The 17104-nt window shown below is 35.6% G+C and carries 14 protein-coding genes; all 14 read left to right on the forward strand.

Annotation, left to right across the window (positions count from 1 at the left end):
* Positions 1-261 precede the first annotated feature (261 nt).
* Positions 262-3732, forward strand: coding sequence for a leucine-rich repeat protein (locus FC88_RS05785; protein ID WP_057813701.1), 3471 nt, complete (start codon positions 262-264; stop codon positions 3730-3732).
* A gap of 113 nt (positions 3733-3845) precedes the next feature.
* Positions 3846-4580 carry a YebC/PmpR family DNA-binding transcriptional regulator gene (locus FC88_RS05790; protein WP_057813702.1) on the forward strand — a complete coding sequence of 245 codons (735 nt, stop codon included), beginning with the start codon at positions 3846-3848 and terminating at the stop codon, positions 4578-4580.
* A gap of 80 nt (positions 4581-4660) precedes the next feature.
* Positions 4661-5629, forward strand: a complete 969-nt coding sequence (gene comGA, locus FC88_RS05795) for a competence type IV pilus ATPase ComGA (protein ID WP_057813704.1) — start codon at positions 4661-4663, stop codon at positions 5627-5629.
* Positions 5595-6608: a type II secretion system F family protein gene (locus tag FC88_RS05800; RefSeq protein WP_057813706.1), complete on the forward strand. Its 1014-nt coding sequence runs from the start codon at positions 5595-5597 to the stop codon at positions 6606-6608. The genes comGA and FC88_RS05800 overlap by 35 nt, the downstream gene beginning before the upstream one ends.
* On the forward strand, positions 6605-6928 hold the full coding sequence (gene comGC, locus FC88_RS05805) for a competence type IV pilus major pilin ComGC (RefSeq protein ID WP_229239872.1): 324 nt from the start codon (positions 6605-6607) through the stop codon (positions 6926-6928). The genes FC88_RS05800 and comGC overlap by 4 nt, the downstream gene beginning before the upstream one ends.
* A 16-nt stretch (positions 6929-6944) precedes the next feature.
* Positions 6945-7352 carry a hypothetical protein gene (locus FC88_RS12830; protein WP_162256531.1) on the forward strand — a complete coding sequence of 136 codons (408 nt, stop codon included), beginning with the start codon at positions 6945-6947 and terminating at the stop codon, positions 7350-7352.
* Positions 7336-7623, forward strand: coding sequence for a hypothetical protein (locus FC88_RS05815; RefSeq protein ID WP_057813710.1), 288 nt, complete (start codon positions 7336-7338; stop codon positions 7621-7623). The genes FC88_RS12830 and FC88_RS05815 overlap by 17 nt, the downstream gene beginning before the upstream one ends.
* A 46-nt stretch (positions 7624-7669) precedes the next feature.
* Entirely contained in the window at positions 7670-8044 is a 375-nt protein-coding gene (locus FC88_RS05820; RefSeq protein WP_162256532.1) for a ComGF family competence protein, read from the forward strand.
* 61 nt (positions 8045-8105) lie between these two features.
* Positions 8106-8258: a hypothetical protein gene (locus FC88_RS05825; protein ID WP_157060433.1), complete on the forward strand. Its 153-nt coding sequence runs from the start codon at positions 8106-8108 to the stop codon at positions 8256-8258.
* Between the two features lie 51 nt (positions 8259-8309).
* Complete coding sequence (locus FC88_RS05830) at positions 8310-9323, forward strand: class I SAM-dependent methyltransferase (RefSeq protein WP_057813715.1); 1014 nt, start codon at positions 8310-8312, stop codon at positions 9321-9323.
* 10 nt (positions 9324-9333) lie between these two features.
* Positions 9334-10530, forward strand: a complete 1197-nt coding sequence (locus FC88_RS05835) for an acetate/propionate family kinase (RefSeq protein ID WP_057813717.1) — start codon at positions 9334-9336, stop codon at positions 10528-10530.
* 168 nt (positions 10531-10698) lie between these two features.
* Positions 10699-12375 (forward strand): oleate hydratase, encoded by a 1677-nt coding sequence (locus FC88_RS05840; RefSeq protein WP_057813719.1) that lies wholly within the window; start codon positions 10699-10701, stop codon positions 12373-12375.
* Positions 12376-12869: 494 nt separating this feature from the next.
* Positions 12870-15488, forward strand: coding sequence for a bifunctional acetaldehyde-CoA/alcohol dehydrogenase (adhE, locus tag FC88_RS05845; RefSeq protein ID WP_057813721.1), 2619 nt, complete (start codon positions 12870-12872; stop codon positions 15486-15488).
* Positions 15489-15790: 302 nt separating this feature from the next.
* Positions 15791-17032, forward strand: a complete 1242-nt coding sequence (locus FC88_RS05850) for an MFS transporter (RefSeq protein WP_149029897.1) — start codon at positions 15791-15793, stop codon at positions 17030-17032.
* The last annotated feature ends 72 nt before the right edge of the window (positions 17033-17104 follow it).

Genomic DNA, 17104 nt, shown 5'->3' on the forward strand with positions numbered 1-17104 from the left:
TTTTTTATTTATTTTTTCTTAAGGTGGCTAACTTGATTATAAAATTCGCCAAAAAATATGATTCAAAATCATAAAATATTAATTACGAAAGGCGACTTAGACGGTCGTCTTTTTTGCTATACGATTAATTATCGAATCTATTAAGAAAAACCTGTTAAAGGCATAAAAATAGAAATTAAAAATAGAAGTTGTATTATATTAATTGAGATGTTTAGACAGGTTATGATTTTTATTTCATCCCAGCAAGGACGGTTTATTAATATGACGAGTAAGAAATTAACAATTGATAAAAAAGAATTATTAATTGCCGCTGGTGCAGCAATGACTTTGGGAATAGGAGCCAGTGCAGGTCACTCAGTCATTGTTCACGCGGCTACGGCTGATAATACTAGTTCGGTTGCTGCACCTTCTAAAACAACTACCGGTTCAGAACCTTCGGCTTCGGATGCAACAACGACTACTTCAAATACGACATCAACCCAGACTAAGACTGATCCTGATGCCACCGAGAAAACAACTAATGACGACAATAAAACAGCTTCTGCTACTACAGATAGCAGCTCGACAACTACACCAAAAGCAGCAACAACAAATACTGTAACGCAAGCTACAACTGACAATAATATTAGTACTGATAAGTCTGCAACTAGTCTTTCTCAGCCTGCAACGACTAATTTGACTAAATCAACTACAACGACTGATACGACAAGTTCAGTGGCAGCTACAACGACGCCAGCATCGACTGACACAACTGCTACGACTCCTGATAAAGATACGACAGACACTAAAGCAACCACATTAACGCCAGTAGATACAAGTGCTAATACAATCTCTTCAGATGGTGACTATACTGATGCTAATAAGTTCAATTGGAGTACTGATGATGATGGCAATGCTACTTTAACTGGAACTAATTCTAATTTAACTGCTGACGATACGGATATTAATATTCCACCTAAGATTACCGTCACCAATAAGGATACTAATGCTAGTACCGACTATAATGTCACAGCGATTGGGAATGCTGCCTTCTTCAGCAATCAAACCATTAATACTGTCAAAATCAACGATGGCGTAACTGATATTGGCGATGATGCTTTTGCATATACCAAAGTAACTGACGTTGATTTATCTAATAATAAAACTTTACAAAATATTGGCAAACAAGCCTTTTCCAGTGATCAAATCAAACAAGTTCAATTGCCGGATTCAGTTGAAACTATCGGTGATTCGGCTTTTTCTTACAATAACGCATTGACCTCGGTCACTTTGCCAGCTAATTTGCAATCGATTGGTTATCAAGCTTTTGCTGGTAATACTAAATTATCAAGTGTCGATTTTTCAAAAGCTACTAATTTACAAAATATTGGTGAAGAAGCTTTTGCCACTGATGCTGCCTTGACTTCGGTAGATTTGAGTCAAAATAATCAATTAACTACTATCAGTAAAGGCGCTTTTATTTATGATAATGGTTTAACATCAGTAACTTTGCCAGATGGTTTGGAAACAATCGGTGATCAAGCCTTTCTAGCTGATACTGGTTTGACTTCAATGAAGTTTGGTCCAAATTTGCAATCAATTGGCTATCAGGCCTTCACTTATAATGACAATTTAAGTAGTCTAGATTTTTCAAATGCTAAGGATTTAACGAAGATTGGTACTGGCGCTTTTGAATATTCTAATTTGCAAGGAACGATTACTTTGCCTGCTAATTTACAATCAGTTGGAGAGTATGCTTTTGCTGGTAATAATATTTCTAATCTAGTACTTAATAATAATTTACAAACAATCAGTGAAGGTGCTTTTTCAACTAATAAGTTGACTGGTACATTAACGATTCCTGATTCAGTTCAAAGCATCGGAAATTCAGCTTTTAGCAACAATCAAATGACTGGTGTTTCATCTAATGCTTCTGATTTTCAAGTAGGTCCCAATGCTTTTAGTAATAACCGCATCACGACGGTTTTGTTGCCAAATATTTCATTAGACAATGTCAACTTGGATGGTATAGTTGATCAATTAGCAGCAATTTTTACTGATTCTGCCCACAATAAAATTTCTGATTACTTCAATATTGATATCGGAGGAGTAAATGAAAATGATTTGGTAATATCTGATTTGAGTAACGGTGTAACTTATAGTAATGGTGTCTTCAATATTCCGACTGGTACTAATAGTTTTACTTTCAATTGGGCTTTGCCAAGTGCTGATAAATATAGTGGTACTTATGATGTCATTTTGGATAATCCAGTTATTAAAGCAATTGATTCCAAAGTTGCAGCGGGAACAAGTTGGCAAGCTAGCGATAACTTTATTAGTGCGCAAAAGGATGATGGTTCAACGATTCCATTTAGCGATATAAGTTATGAAGTCACTGCACCAGATGGAACAAGGGGACAAAGTATCGATACGACTAAAGTTGGAGCTTATCAAGTCGTTTACTCATATGGAAGTGAATCGAGTACTGTCACAGTTCAAGTCTACAAACGCTCTGGTACGTATGATATAACTGGTAATCAAGAAGTAACTTACAATGGTCAAAATCAAAATATCGATCTTAATGATTACACAGTTAACTTGTCAGATGGCTCAACTTATACACTTCAAAATGGTGATTTGGTTTTCTCTGAAGCAAGTGATGCTAAAAATGCTGGAACTTATCAAGTTATTTTATCTCAACAAGGAATTGACAATATCAATAACTTGGCTCAAAGCTCCTATATAGATTGGTTTGCAGGTCAAAGTGGTAGCTTAATAATTGATAAGGCACCAATCACGATAACAGTTGATAACGCAACTAAAGTGGCCGGAAGCAAAGATCCTGCATATAATGTTGAACTTTCCATGCCTAACATAGTCGATGGTGATGATCCGGCTTATACAATCGTTAGGGACCCTGGAGAAACTGCCGGAACATATAAAATCAATGCAGTTGTCGATGAAAGTCAAAATCCTAATTATGTAATTACAGTGGTTCCTGGTACTTTAACAATTACTGCTGACAAACAAAGTTTAGTTGGTAGCAATTATACGATGCACATTGGAGATCCAACACCAATGGCCAGTGACTTTCAAGCTTCAGCAACTGATGTTAATGGTAATCCTTTGGATGTTAACGTTGATTTGAGCAAAGCTAATTTAGATGTAGCTGGTACGTATGATGTTGTATTGAACACATCTGATGGTCAAAGTAAGACAGTCCAGTTAACTGTAGAAGCTGATCCTAATAGTGGTGGTACTGTTGATCCAACAGATCCAACAGATCCAACAGATCCAACAGATCCCCCAGTCGTTTCGCCAGTTGAACCGGTAGTTCCTGATGAAAAAGATCCAAATAATAATAACGATGAAATTGGTGGCAATTCTGATGGAGAAACTAATAATAATACCAATAACTCTTCAAATAATAATGCCGGTGATTCTAACAATGTGATAAATGATAATGCAAAGGATCCAACAGGCCCAACAGATCCAACCGTCAACAATAAGTCACAATCTAAAATTGTCATGGAAGGCAGTGTTTACTACGTTCCGGGAATTAAAGGACAATCTAAAGGTGTCTTAGTAACACCAACTAATTTACATAAAAATGGCTACGACCCAACTAATCAAAGTGGTATCCAAACCTTCCCACAAACAGGCAATGACAGTGGCACATTTATGAAAATTCTCGGTGCAATGATTGCTGTTTTGACGCTAGGTGTAATCGATATCAGAAAAGTTCGTCACTAGATTAATAAAAACTACTTTTTTGATGGTTATTTAACCTGCAAATATTGAAATAACGAAGTTGTTTTGATAAAATAATATGCGGTTTACAATAATCATGAAAGAAGGAAACAGAAATGTCAGGACATTCAAAATGGCATAACATCCAAGGTAGAAAAAGTGCCCAGGATGCAAAGCGTGGTAAAATCTTCCAAAAGCTGTCTCGTGAATTATTTATGGCAGCTAAGGCGGGTGGCTCCGATCCTAACGATAATGCTGCCCTTCGTTTAATAGTAGATAAAGCTCGTGCAGCCAATATGCCAAAGGACAACATCAAGCGTGCCTTAGACAAGGCTGATGGCGGCAGTGAAGATCATTATGATGAAGTTACTTACGAAGGCTATGCTCCAGGTGGAGTCGCAGTTTTAGTAGAAGCTTTGACAGATAACAAGAACAGAACTGCTTCTGCCGTACGTGTTGCATTTACCCGTAACGGAGGTAGCATGGGTTCAACTGGTTCAGTTTCATACATGTTTGACCGTAAAGGTTACATTGTTTTGGATCGTACAAAGAACTCACAAGATGAAGATACAGTATTAATGGATATCATGGATCTTGGTGCAGATGATCTACAAACATCAGATGATGCTTTTGAAATTTATACAGAAGCAAAAGAATTCGCTGCAGTTCGTGATGGCTTGATTGAAAAGGGATATGACCTTGCCGATGCAGAATTGACAATGATCCCTCAAAATACAACACCAGTTCCTGAAGAAAAGAAGGAACAATTCCAACACATGATCGATCAACTTGAAGATGATGATGATGTTTCAGAAGTTTACACTGCTGCTGCAGATGAAGACGACGAATAATTTTTAAAAAATTAAGACCGTAAACAATTCAGTTTGCGGTCTTTTTTTGCGTAATTTTTTTTGTAAAGGAGGTCGTTAATATGTCAATCATTACTATGGTCAACAATTTATTAACTGAAGCTTGTACAAATAAAATTTCAGATATTTATTTTTTGCCAAGAGATGAGCATTATCATATCGAAGCACGCAATGCACTTCAATCATACACAGTAGCGGATCTGTCAAGTGAAGAAACTACTATGATCATGAATTACCTTAAATTTAATTCTGGGTTAGATATTTCAGAGAGACGTCGAGCTCAAAAAGGTTCTTTTGGATTCATGTATCAAAATAGACAAATATTTATCCGTGTTTCAGCAGTAGGAGACTTTAAAAATAGAGAATCAATGGTCATTCGTTTGATTTATCCACAAGAATTGATTTCCCCGGTGTCAGAAGAAATCGTCGACAATTTGTTACCAATCGTTAAACAAAAAGGGATGATGTTGTTTTCTGGTCCGATGGGTTCAGGGAAAACCTCATTGATGTATGCTTTGGCAAGGCATCTTAGTTATGAAAAGAGAGTTATGTGTATCGAAGATCCGATTGAAATTGTTGAAGACAGTTTTTTGCAATTGCAAGTTAATGAGGAAGCGGGGATGACATACGAAGAATTGATCAAAACAACTTTGCGTCATCGTCCAGGTATTTTGATTATTGGAGAAATTAGGGATGCTAAGACTGCTCAACAAGCTATTCGTGCAGCAATTTGTGGTTATACTGTCATGTCGACGATTCACGGTAAATCCAAATATTCAGTGATTCAACGACTACAACAGTTTGGTGTTAGTGAAGAAGAAATCATCAATGCCGTCAATTTGATCTCATATCAAAGGTTGATTCCAACCTATGATGATTTACAAATTTTTTTGGATACTTTGAATACAGAAGAGATTAAGGAATATTTAGAGAATAATCTTAAAGATGATCGTTGGGGACAGGGAATCCGTAAAATTTATCAAGCAGGTCGAATAGATGAGAATGTTTACCAAGAATTTGTCAACGGATAAGAAGTTAAGTTCTAAGCAACAAGCAGATTTTTTGTTGATTATTAGTAAGCTTTTGGGAAATGGTTTTTCACTAAATCAGTCAATCAACTGTTTGCGCTTACTTGAAAACAAACATGATGTCTTCGAAAAAATTCACCAAGACTTACAAAATGGAGCAATGATTTCACAAGCGTTACGTCATTTGCAATTGCCCAATGTGATTTTTAATCAGATTGTTATTGCCCAGAATCACGGCAAAATCGATCAAACGTTAAAACAAACTGGGATTTTATTAAAAAGTCAGGCACAACAAAAAAATAAATTAAAAGAACTTTTAGTCTATCCAGGCTTTATTTTGATGTTTCTATTAACGATGCTGATTGGAATGAAGATTTATATTGTACCTCAATTAGCTATTGCTGGTAGTGGGAAATCAATCGATCTATTTTTAGGAATCATCTTGATCAGTTTGATTTTGTTAGCAAGCGGAATAATTTTTTTGATTGCTGATTTACGACGTAAAGATGAATATCATCGTTCGTTATTACTTGTGAAATTGCCGCTGGTTGGAAAGATTTATTTGCACTTTTTTCAATTTTTAATTTTACAAGGACTAGGAATGCAATTGGCTAGTGGCATGAATTTTTTTATAATTTGTGAATCTAGCAATCGCTTTCAAAAAGGATCAATTCAGCGCTACTTAGGTAATAAATTTATTCAAGAATTACAACAAGGAAAAAGTTTAGAACAGATGATCCAAGAAGAACCATTGTTACCGAATCAGTTGCAAATAATTGTTCAAGCTGGAGAAAGCGGGCCACAATTGGCTCAAGATTTGTTATTGATTTCGGAATTGAAATTTGAAGAAACTAAACAAGAATTAAAAAAACTTTTGAATTTAATTCAACCTATCCTGTTTGGCATTATCGCAATTGTAATCGTTGTGACATATTTGATTGTTTTGATGCCAATATATGGAATGATGAGAGGACTGTCATGATGAAAAGAATAAGAAAAGGTTTTACTTTGATTGAAATGGTTGTTGTTTTGTTTATTATTTCGTTGTTGATGTTAATTATGGTGCCAAATATTGTCGCCCAAAAAGATCATGCAAATGCTAAATCCGAAGAGGCCTTCAAAACTACTTTGACTACTCAAGCAGAATTGTATTTAGAAAATCACCCGGCTGATCCAACGGTTTCAATAGATAATTTACAAAAAGAAAATTACATAACTGGTGCTCAAGCTAAAAAAGCGAAAAAGATAAAAGATTTAAATCTTAATGATTTAGTTGAAAAAGATAAGACTGATGCCAGTTAGAAGGGCTTTTACATTATTGGAAACAATCGTGAGTTTAAGTATTTTTTGCAGCTTAACCATTTTTTCAATCTGTAACCTCAAAGATTATCAAGCTAGAGTTGAGGAACGCCAGTATTTAGAGTGGTTCAAAGATTCATTTAAAAGTACTTTTAATTATTGCTATTTGCATAATACTGGTGGAAGGATGGTCTTTGATAAAGAGAAAATTATTTTTCATACATCAGAAGGTACAAGGACTCAAACTCAAAGTAAAAAAATACCAAAATCTTTGAAGATTACTTCAGGTGCAAGGACAAATTATACGATCAACAAAGCTGGAGAAGCTAGTGCAGCAACAATTATTATTGAATCAAGTTTGAATCATAAAAAAATCTTATATAAAATTCAAATGAATTGGGGTGAAATCGTTGAAACAGAATCGTGAAGGTTTTGTTCTAGCAGAATCATTAGTGGCATTATCGATTTCGGTTTTAATAATTTTTACCCTGACTTATTGTGTCAAAGAAGAATTTAAGGTGATCGATCATTGGGAAGAAAGGGTCAATGCTCATAAAATTATTTTGTTAAATTTATATAGCAATAATGTCCCCAATCCTTTGATCATTAAAAATAAAAAATATTTTTTTGAAACTATTAATGATGGATATCAGGTAACGGTCAATAAAAATGTTTATCAAATCAAACCAACCACGTAGAGGATTTATTTTATATGAAACAATAATTGCTTTGATGGTCACGATTATGACTTTAGGGATTTTGCAACAAAGCTTACAAATTTTAAAAATTGTTCAGCAAACAGATTTTCAAGAACAAGTTAGATGGCATATTACCCAAGAGAAATTACAAGAAACTTTGCAAAATAGTAAAAGTATCGATTTGAAGAATCAACGAATAGTCTATTTAAAAAATGATGAACAGGATAAAAGAGTTATTGAAAAATACTGGGCTAAAGGTATATTAATGCTACATGCGACCACGGTTTCAAATGGAGGGCATGAAACGATTATGACTGATTTGCAAAAAATTAATATTGAAAAAAATGGAAATTTAGTTATTATTACAACAGAGAATAAAGCTCAGCAAAAATCAACGATGTGTTTAGTTTATGATGAATAATTGGTTGCAAAAAAATCAAAAACATAGCGCAACTGTCCTGTTAAATAGTATATTAGTATTAATGGTCGCAATTATGGTCATTGGTTACAGCAGCTCTTATTTGGCTGAAGAAATCAATGATTACCAGAAATTGGACGAGTTGTACAAGCAACAAATTAACAAGAAATTTAATAAAAGTAATAAAATAGACTATCGTGAATTTAGGAATCCTTGAATAAAATCGGTTCCAACGTTAAAATTTTATTATGAAGCAAAGAGGTTAACTATGTCAGAAAAAGATATGCAATCATATTTTGATAAGCTAAACAAAGCCAATTCTTTATTGAAGGAGTCTTTGAAAGTAAGTAATATCGATACACTTGCCGAGAATTTAACTAATATTTCCGATGGTAAAGTTTATGTAGAAAATTCAGTTCCTGATCAAGATACAGTTGCTAAATTAGAGGCAATTTATCAAGAACTAAAACAATTAAACTTAACGCCATTACAGTTAAAGCAAGCTATCACTGTTGCTGTTATTAAAGCTCAAAAAGATGATAAAGCAGAAGTCAATAAATTAATGACTCCGGATGCCATTGGTTTGATTGCGAGCCTTATTGCTTATGAGGTACTAAACGTTCAAAACAAGAAAACGGTGAACATAGTTGATCCGACGGTCGGAACAGGAAACTTATTGATTGAAGTTATCGAACAATTGAATATGACTGACAAATTCCATATCAACGCTGCGGCTTTGGACAATGACGATGCATTAGTTGCGTTAGCCAAGGCATTTAGTGAAGTTATGAATCTTAATTTGGATGCCTATCATCAAGATAGTGTGGCAGATTGGGATATTACTGATATTGATATGGCAGTAGCGGATTTACCAGTTGGATATTATCCAATTGACGAAAATGCCAAGAATTTCCAGACTAGTGCTGAATCGGGCCATTCTTATGCTCATCATCTGTTGATTGAACAAACAATGAATAATTTGAATGATGGTGGACTGGGTATTTTTATCGTCCCATCACAAATTTTCCAAACCGATCAAGCTAAGAAATTGTCTGAGTGGATGGTTTCTAGCGTTTATTTGCAGGCTGTCTTAGACTTACCTGCTAATTTGTTTGCTTCTAAAGAGGCGCAAAAAGCAGTTGTTGTTTTGCAAAAGCACGGTGGCAATGCTAAACAAGTGGAAAATGTTTTGATGGGTACAATTCCAGACACCAATAATCCCAAGTTGTTTGAAGGATTTAAAGACCAGTTACAAGACTGGGCTAAAAATTTTAAAGGTTAGGTGAGATTAAATGTCTAAAATCATGGCCGTTAATTCTGGTAGCTCTACACTGAAGTGGAAACTATACACAGTACCTGATGAAAAAGTTGTTGCAAAAGGAATGGTTGACCGTCTTGGTCTTTCTGATTCAGTTTTTGAAGTTGAATTTGCTGGTAAAAAAATCAGTGAAATGGGTGATATTCCTGATCACACAACTGCTGTCAACAAGATGCTCGATAAATTGATCGACTTAAAGATCATTGATGACTATTCTGAAATTACAGGTGTTGGTCATCGAGTAGTCGCTGGTGGCAGTATCTTTAAAGACTCTGCGGTGGTAACTCCAAGAGTAGTTCAACAAATCAAGAACTTGTCTGAATTTGCTCCATTGCATAATCCAGGACAAGCCGCTGGTATTGAGGCTTTTGAAAGAATATTGCCTGATGTGCCACAAGTAGCTGTCTTTGATACTTCATTCCATCAAACAATGGATCCAGTTAATTACTTGTATAGTATTCCTTACGAATATTATGAAAAATATGGTGTTCGTAAGTTTGGAGCTCACGGTACTAGCCATAGATATGTCTCACAAGCTGCAGCTGATTATTTACACGTACCTTTGAATGATTTGAAGATTATTTCTTGCCATTTGGGTAGTGGTTCGTCAATTGATGCAATTGAAGATGGTAAGTCAGTTGATACTTCAATGGGCTTTACACCACTAGCCGGTATTACAATGAGCACACGTTCTGGAGATATTGATCCTTCACTAGTTGCTTACCTAATGCAAAAATTAAAAATTACTGATCCTAATGAAATGGTTAAAATTTTGAATACTAAGTCTGGGTTATTAGGTATCTCTGGCGTTTCACCAGATATGCGTGATTTATTAGCAACACGTGAAGAAAATGATCGTTCTGATTTAGCTATCAAAATTTTCGTTAACCGTATCGTAAAATATATTGGTTCATATATCGCCATGCTCAAAGGCACTGATGTAATTATCTTTACAGCCGGTGTTGGAGCTAGCAGTGCTGAAATACGTGCAGATATTGCCAATAGTTTTAACTATATGGGTGTAAAAATTGATAAAAAACGTAATGAAAATGGTACAGGCACTCGCTTGATCAGTACGGATGATTCAACTGTCAAAGTTCTAGTTGTACCAACTGATGAAGAGCTAATGATTGTTCGTGACGTCATCCGTTTAACAAAATATAGTGATTAATAATCAGGGATTCAAAACTAATTTAACTAGTTTTGAATCTTTTTTTTATTCCAAAAATCAGAAGAAAAATGATACAAAATTCAAAATGTAAGCCTTTACTTTGCTGAAAAAACTGCTATATTTGATTTGTATAGATGAACAGTAAGATTTGAATGGAGGTCAGTTATTATGACAAGAAAAGCCTACATGATTGGTACTGGTATTGGTAATTTAGCAGCCGGTATCTATTTGATTCGTGATGGTGGATTTAATGGTGATCAAATCACTATGATGGGACTTGAAGACCACTGTGCTAATGATGGCGCCGCTGTAAAAGACTATGAAAACGAATATGGTAACCAAGCACTTTCTAATAACAAAGGATTTCTAGCAAAAGGTGGAAGAATGCTCAATGAGGAGACTTTCGAAAACCTTTGGGATGTTTTGCGTTCAGTACCATCGCTTGATCATCCTGGACAAACTGTTACCGATGATATTTTGAATTTTGACCATGCCCATCCAACACATGATGTGGGACGTTTGATTGATCACAATGGACCACGAGTAAATCCTGGCAAAGACAATTACAAACACATGCAATTTGATAATAAAGATCGTTACTTGTTATCGAAATTGATGTTGATGCCTGAAAAGGACGAAGAAAAACTAAATAACATTAGTATTGCACAATGGTTTGCAAGCAGTCCTCACTTCTTCACAACGAACTTCTGGTACATGTGGCAAACTACTTTTGCTTTCAAACGTGCTAGTTCAGCTGTTGAATTGCGTCGTTACATGAATCGTATGATTCTAGAATTCAGTCGTATCAATACTTTGGAAGGTGTTACAAGAAGTCCTTATAACCAATTTGAAAGTATTATTTTGCCAATGCGCAAATACTTGGAAGACCGTGGCGTAACCTTTATCAACAATCGCAAAGTTACAGAACTTGAGTTTAAAAACACACCTTTGCAAGATGATATTGTCGTAACCGGCTTGAAGTATGAAGAAGTCGACAATGACAACAAAGAAGGTCACATCGATATTGCTGAAAACGACTTAGTCTTTGATACTAATGGTTCAATCACTGATAGTTCAGCAATTGGTGACTTCAATACTCCATTCAAAGAAAATATGGATTATGCTCCTAGTGCTACGCTTTGGAAGAAAGCTGCCGAGAAGTTCTATTCACTAGGTAATCCTGACAAATTCTTTGGTGATCGTACACAAAGTGAGTGGGTAAGTTTCACAGTTACGACAAACAACCACTTCTTAGTCAACGAAATTTCACGTATCACACAACAAGAGCCAGGTAATGCTTTAAACACTTGGATTGAAAGTACGCCATTGTTGTCAATCGTTGTTCACCACCAACCACATTTCAAGGCACAAAAGCCTAATGAATCAACATTCTGGGGTTACTTCATGTATCCAAGAAGAAATGGTGATTACGTTCAAAAACCTGTTATGGAAATGACTGGTAAAGAAATGCTTGAAGAATTGCTCGGTAATTTGGCTGCAACTGATCCAAGTAAAGACAATATCAAGAATCATACTGAAGAAATCATGGACAGTATTGTCAACGTAATTCCGGTTCATTTGCCATATGCTTCAGCAATGTTCAATCAAAGAGCCGTCGGCGACCGTCCTGATGTAGTGCCAAAGCACAGTAGAAACTTAGCCTTTATCAGTCAATTCTGTGAACAACCATTTGATATGGTCTTTACAGAACAATATTCATTCCGCGCTGCTCAACGTGCTGTTTACACCTTGTTGAACATCCCATTATCAGAAATGACACCAATGCACCATTATGAAAAAGATCCAAAAGTAATGGCTCGTGCTACTAAGACAATGTTTAGATAGAGAGAGTGGAGAATGACGGTTAAACTTTGAGCATTTGCCTAACTATGAGGATTGGCTGCGTCACTTGGTCTTGAAGACAATTTTCATAGTGTAGCAAAGCACAGAAGTTTGTCATTCGTAGCTCGTTTAGAGAGGGTGGAACAAACCGGAAAGAATTGGCTTGTGTAACCCGTTTAGTATAGAGAGCGGAGAAGTTCATTTGAAAATAAAATATTTCACAAAGTAGGTTGAAAATCACTTCAATCTACTTTTTTTGTGAATTAAAAAAGCCCCATAATACAAACTTTGTGAAGAAATATTCACAATAAAAATCAAAATTATTGGGATGTGAAATTCATTAACTAACAAACAATTATCTGTTACGTGTTGATATATCAACGTGGATACGTTTACATTGACTTTTTGGATTAAAATGCTTGAACAAAAAAAACACAGTGATATGATAAAACGTGAATTAGTTAACAAATATAGTTTTTATTCTTGGAGGTAATCAGATGTTGAAAGGTTCCAAAGATACAAATACTGCTGCAAAAACCGATAAAAAAGAAGAAGTAAAACCTGTTATTGATGAAATGGTCGCTAAAGCTCAAAAGGCTTTGAAGATTATGGACAGTTTCACTCAAGAACAAGTTGATCACATTGTTCATCAAATGGCTATTGCTGGTTTGAATGCTAGTTTTAAATTAGCTAAATTGGCCTATGAAGAAACTGGCCGTGGTTTAGTTGAAGACAAAGTTATTAAGAATATGTATTCAACCGAAGAAATTTGGCACTCAATCAAACGCGATAAGACCGTTGGTATCATCGAAGACGATAAGGAACACCGCTTGATCAAAGTCGCTGAACCACTTGGTGTTTTAGCCGGTGTTACTCCAGTAACTAACCCTACTTCTACAGCAATGTTTAAATCATTGATTGCCTTGAAGACACGTAATCCAATTATTTTTGGTTTCCATCCTCAAGCTCAAAAATGTTCAGTTGCTGCGGCTAAAGTTATGTTGAAAGCTGCTGTTGATGCAGGTGCACCTGAAGATGTTATCCAATGGATCGAAAAGCCAAGCATTGAAGCTACTTCATATTTGATGAATAACGATGGAGTTGCTTCAGTACTTGCTACTGGTGGTCCTGGTATGGTCAAAGCTGCTTACTCAACTGGTAAACCTGCTTTGGGTGTTGGTCCTGGTAATGGTCCTGCTTACATTGAAAAGACAGCTAACATCAAACGTGCTGTTAACGATATTATGATTTCTAAGACTTTTGATAATGGTATGGTTTGTGCCGCTGAAAATAGTGCCATTATTGATGCAGATATTTATGACGAAGTTAAGTCATTGTTTGAAAAGAACAAAGTCTTCTTCATCAAGAAAGCTGATTACAAGATATTAGCCGATGCTATGTTTAGACCAGAAGGTGGAGTTAAAGGTCCTATCGCCGGTCAATCTGCTTTGAACATTGCTAAACTTGCAGGCATCAAAGTTCCTGCTGATACTAAAGTTTTAGGTGTTGAATTAAGTAAGGTCGGTCCAGACGAACCACTTTCAGCTGAAAAACTTTCACCAGTTCTATCGGTCTTCAAGGTTGCTGGTCACAAAGAAGGATTCGAAAAAGCTGATGAATTGCTACACTTTGGTGGCTTAGGTCACACAGTCGGTATCCACACAATGGATGAAGATTTGGCTACTGAATTTGGTATCAAGATGAAAGCTAGTCGTGTACTAGTTAATACTCCTGCTGCTATCGGTGGTATTGGTAATCTTTATAACGAAATGATTCCATCACTTACACTTGGTACTGGTTCATGGGGTAAGAATTCTATTTCTCACAACGTTTCATCATTTGATTTGCTTAATATTAAGACAATCGCTAAACGGAGAAATAATATGCAATGGATTAAACAACCAAGAGTTTACTATGAAAAAACTTCAGTTCGTTACTTAGAGGATCTTGAAGGAATGAAGAGAGCCTTCATTGTCTGTGATCCAGTTATGGTTCAATTAGGATTTGTTGATACGATCACTGATGAGTTGAAACGTAGCAAAGTTAACGTTGAATACTCAATGTTCTCAGACGTTGATAATATTGTAACTACCGATGTTGTTAAACGTGGTGTTACACAAATGAACCTCTTCAAGCCAGATACGATCATTGCTTTAGGTGGCGGTACGACAATGGAAACTGCCAAAGACATGTGGTTATTCTACGAACATCCAGATGTTGATTTGTTTGGTGCAAAACAAGGCTTCATCGATATTAGAAAACGTACTTACAAGTTCCCTAAGCCAGAAAAAGCTCAATTTGTTGCTATCCCTACAACATTTGGCGGCGGAGACCAAGTTACACCATTTAGTTCGATCATCGATACTAAGACTGGTACTAAGTACCCAATCGCTGATTATGCATTGACACCTGATGTTGCTATCATTGATTCACAATTTGTTGAAACAATGCCAAAAGACATCATGGCTGAATCTGGTATGGATGTTTTGACTAATGCTGTTGAATCATATGTTGCAAATATGGCCTCAGATTACACAAGACCATATGCACTTCAAGCTATTAAATTAGTCTTTGATAACTTAGAGAAAGCTGTTGCCGGAGACAAAGATGCTCAAGCTGAAATGCACAATGCATCAACTCTAGCTGGATTATCATATGGTAATGCCTTTGCCGGTGTGGCTCACTCAATTACTGATGTATTGACAAATGTTTATGGTATCAGACATGGATTAGCATCAATTATTGCTTTACCACAAGTCATCAATTATAACTTCGAACAACCAACTAAGATGACTATGTGGCCTGCATACGAAAGTTTCAGAGCCGATTCAGACTATGCTGCTATGGCTAGTTACATTGGTTTGAGTGGTAAAGATGAACGTGCTTTGAAAGATGCCTTAGTGAAGAAGATTGTTGATCTTGCTCATGCCGTTGGTATTAAGTTAAGCTTGAAAGACAACTTTATTGATAAGAAAGATTTTGATAGTAAGTTGGATGACTTAGCTGAAGCAACCTTTGGTGATCAATTCTCATTCACTAACCCTAAAGAACCTTTGATTTCTGAATTGAAACAAGTTCTTGAAGATGTTTATGTTGGAAAAGGAATCGAAAAATAAGCTTCATTAAATAAAAATGATGTAGTTCGGAGTAAAATCTGAATTACATCATTTTTTTTGTGATTTTTTATTCAGTTTTGGCTATATTAATTCCCAGTTTTTTCAGTCTATAATAATACAACCGATATTTATTTTTTTGTTAATTGCTAATAATACTGTTAAATCAGTATTTATAGGGATAAAAACAAGAAAAATTAATTGGATTTTTTTATATCGGCAATCGAGTTGTAAATGCTACAATTTCGGTGAATTTAAAGGATGGATGGGGAATTATGATTTCTTTAAAAAATAATAATATTAAACTGGGTATTAATAAAGAGCAGTGGGGTTGGATTATGTATGACTGGGCCAATTCTGCTTATGGAATTATCGTCACGACGGCAGTTTTGCCAGTTTACTTCAAATCGGTTGCAACGAGTTCTGGGATTTCTAACGCTAGTTCGACAGCATATTGGGGATATGCAAATAGTTTTAGTACGTTGTTAGTTTCGTTGTTAGCACCATTTTTAGGGGCTTTGGCAGATTATCCTAATTTTAAAAAACGACTATTGAGTATGTTTTGTTGGTTAGGGATAGTAATGACTGTCGGCTTGGCCTTTGTACCAGCGAATCAGTGGCAGTTGTTATTGACGATTTATATTTTTTCGGCAATCGGTTATTCCGTCAGTAATTTGTTTTATGATAGCTTTTTGACTGATGTTGCTGATGATCTGCAGATGAATAAAATATCGACTTATGGATATGCCTTTGGATATTTAGGTGGAGTACTTGCATTCATACTTTTCCTAATTATGCAGTTGACGAGTGGATTTGGGATGTTGGATGGAACTGGTATTGCTAAAATGAGTTTTATCATTGCGGCTAGTTGGTGGCTGATCTTTTACCTGCCACTTCAAAGAAATGTAATACAAAAATATTCAGTAACTTCTACTAAATCACCAGTGTCAGGGAGTTTTAAACGAGTATTTGCAACTATCAGACACATTCGTCAATATAAAAAAGTTGCTTGGTTCTTAGTAGCTTATTTCTTCTACATTGATGGCGTTGATACCATTTTTACAATGGCAACAGCAATCGGTTTGGATATTGGTATTAAAACGACAGAATTAATGATCGTCATGTTAGTCGTACAATTGATTGCCGTGCCATTTTCAATCATGTTTGGCTGGTTGGCAGATAAGACTTCGACACGCAAAGGTATCTTACTAGGAATTGGAGTTTACTTATTGATCTGTTTATACGCTTTAAGGTTAAAAACTAATTTTGACTTTTGGGTATTGGCAATTTTAGTGGGAACTAGTCAAGGTGGATTACAAGCCTTGAGTCGATCCTATTTTGGTCAAATTATTCCTAAGGAATCCGGTAGTGAATTTTATGGCTTTTTAAATATCTTAGGCAAGTTTTCTGCTGTCATGGGTCCATTTATTGTTGCTATCGTAACCCAAATGACTGGTAAATCGACTATCGGTGCTGCTTCCTTGAGTGTCTTGTTTTTAGTAGGACTTGTAATATTTACATTGTTACCCAAAATTGCTAAAGAATAAAAAAGGAAATCCGATATTTGAAGTGCAATAAAAAAGTTAGACATTTTTATAAGTTTTAAGAAATCATGGATT

The organism is Companilactobacillus futsaii JCM 17355, from assembly GCF_001435505.1.
In the GTDB taxonomy this organism is placed as follows: Bacteria; Bacillota; Bacilli; order Lactobacillales; family Lactobacillaceae; genus Companilactobacillus; species Companilactobacillus futsaii.

Excerpts from the sequence above, each read along its gene's own strand:
- FC88_RS05785 (WP_057813701.1), top strand. The coding sequence starts at position 262 with ATGACGAGTAAGAAATTAACAATTGATAAAAAAGAATTATTAATTGCC.
- FC88_RS05790 (WP_057813702.1), top strand. The coding sequence starts at position 3,846 with ATGTCAGGACATTCAAAATGGCATAACATCCAAGGTAGAAAAAGTGCC.
- comGA (WP_057813704.1), top strand. The coding sequence starts at position 4,661 with ATGTCAATCATTACTATGGTCAACAATTTATTAACTGAAGCTTGTACA.
- FC88_RS05800 (WP_057813706.1), top strand. The coding sequence starts at position 5,595 with ATGAGAATGTTTACCAAGAATTTGTCAACGGATAAGAAGTTAAGTTCT.
- comGC (WP_229239872.1), top strand. The coding sequence starts at position 6,605 with ATGATGAAAAGAATAAGAAAAGGTTTTACTTTGATTGAAATGGTTGTT.
- FC88_RS05820 (WP_162256532.1), top strand. The coding sequence starts at position 7,670 with ATGACTTTAGGGATTTTGCAACAAAGCTTACAAATTTTAAAAATTGTT.
- FC88_RS05825 (WP_157060433.1), top strand. The coding sequence starts at position 8,106 with ATGGTCGCAATTATGGTCATTGGTTACAGCAGCTCTTATTTGGCTGAA.
- FC88_RS05830 (WP_057813715.1), top strand. The coding sequence starts at position 8,310 with ATGTCAGAAAAAGATATGCAATCATATTTTGATAAGCTAAACAAAGCC.
- FC88_RS05835 (WP_057813717.1), top strand. The coding sequence starts at position 9,334 with ATGTCTAAAATCATGGCCGTTAATTCTGGTAGCTCTACACTGAAGTGG.
- FC88_RS05840 (WP_057813719.1), top strand. The coding sequence starts at position 10,699 with ATGACAAGAAAAGCCTACATGATTGGTACTGGTATTGGTAATTTAGCA.
- adhE (WP_057813721.1), top strand. The coding sequence starts at position 12,870 with ATGTTGAAAGGTTCCAAAGATACAAATACTGCTGCAAAAACCGATAAA.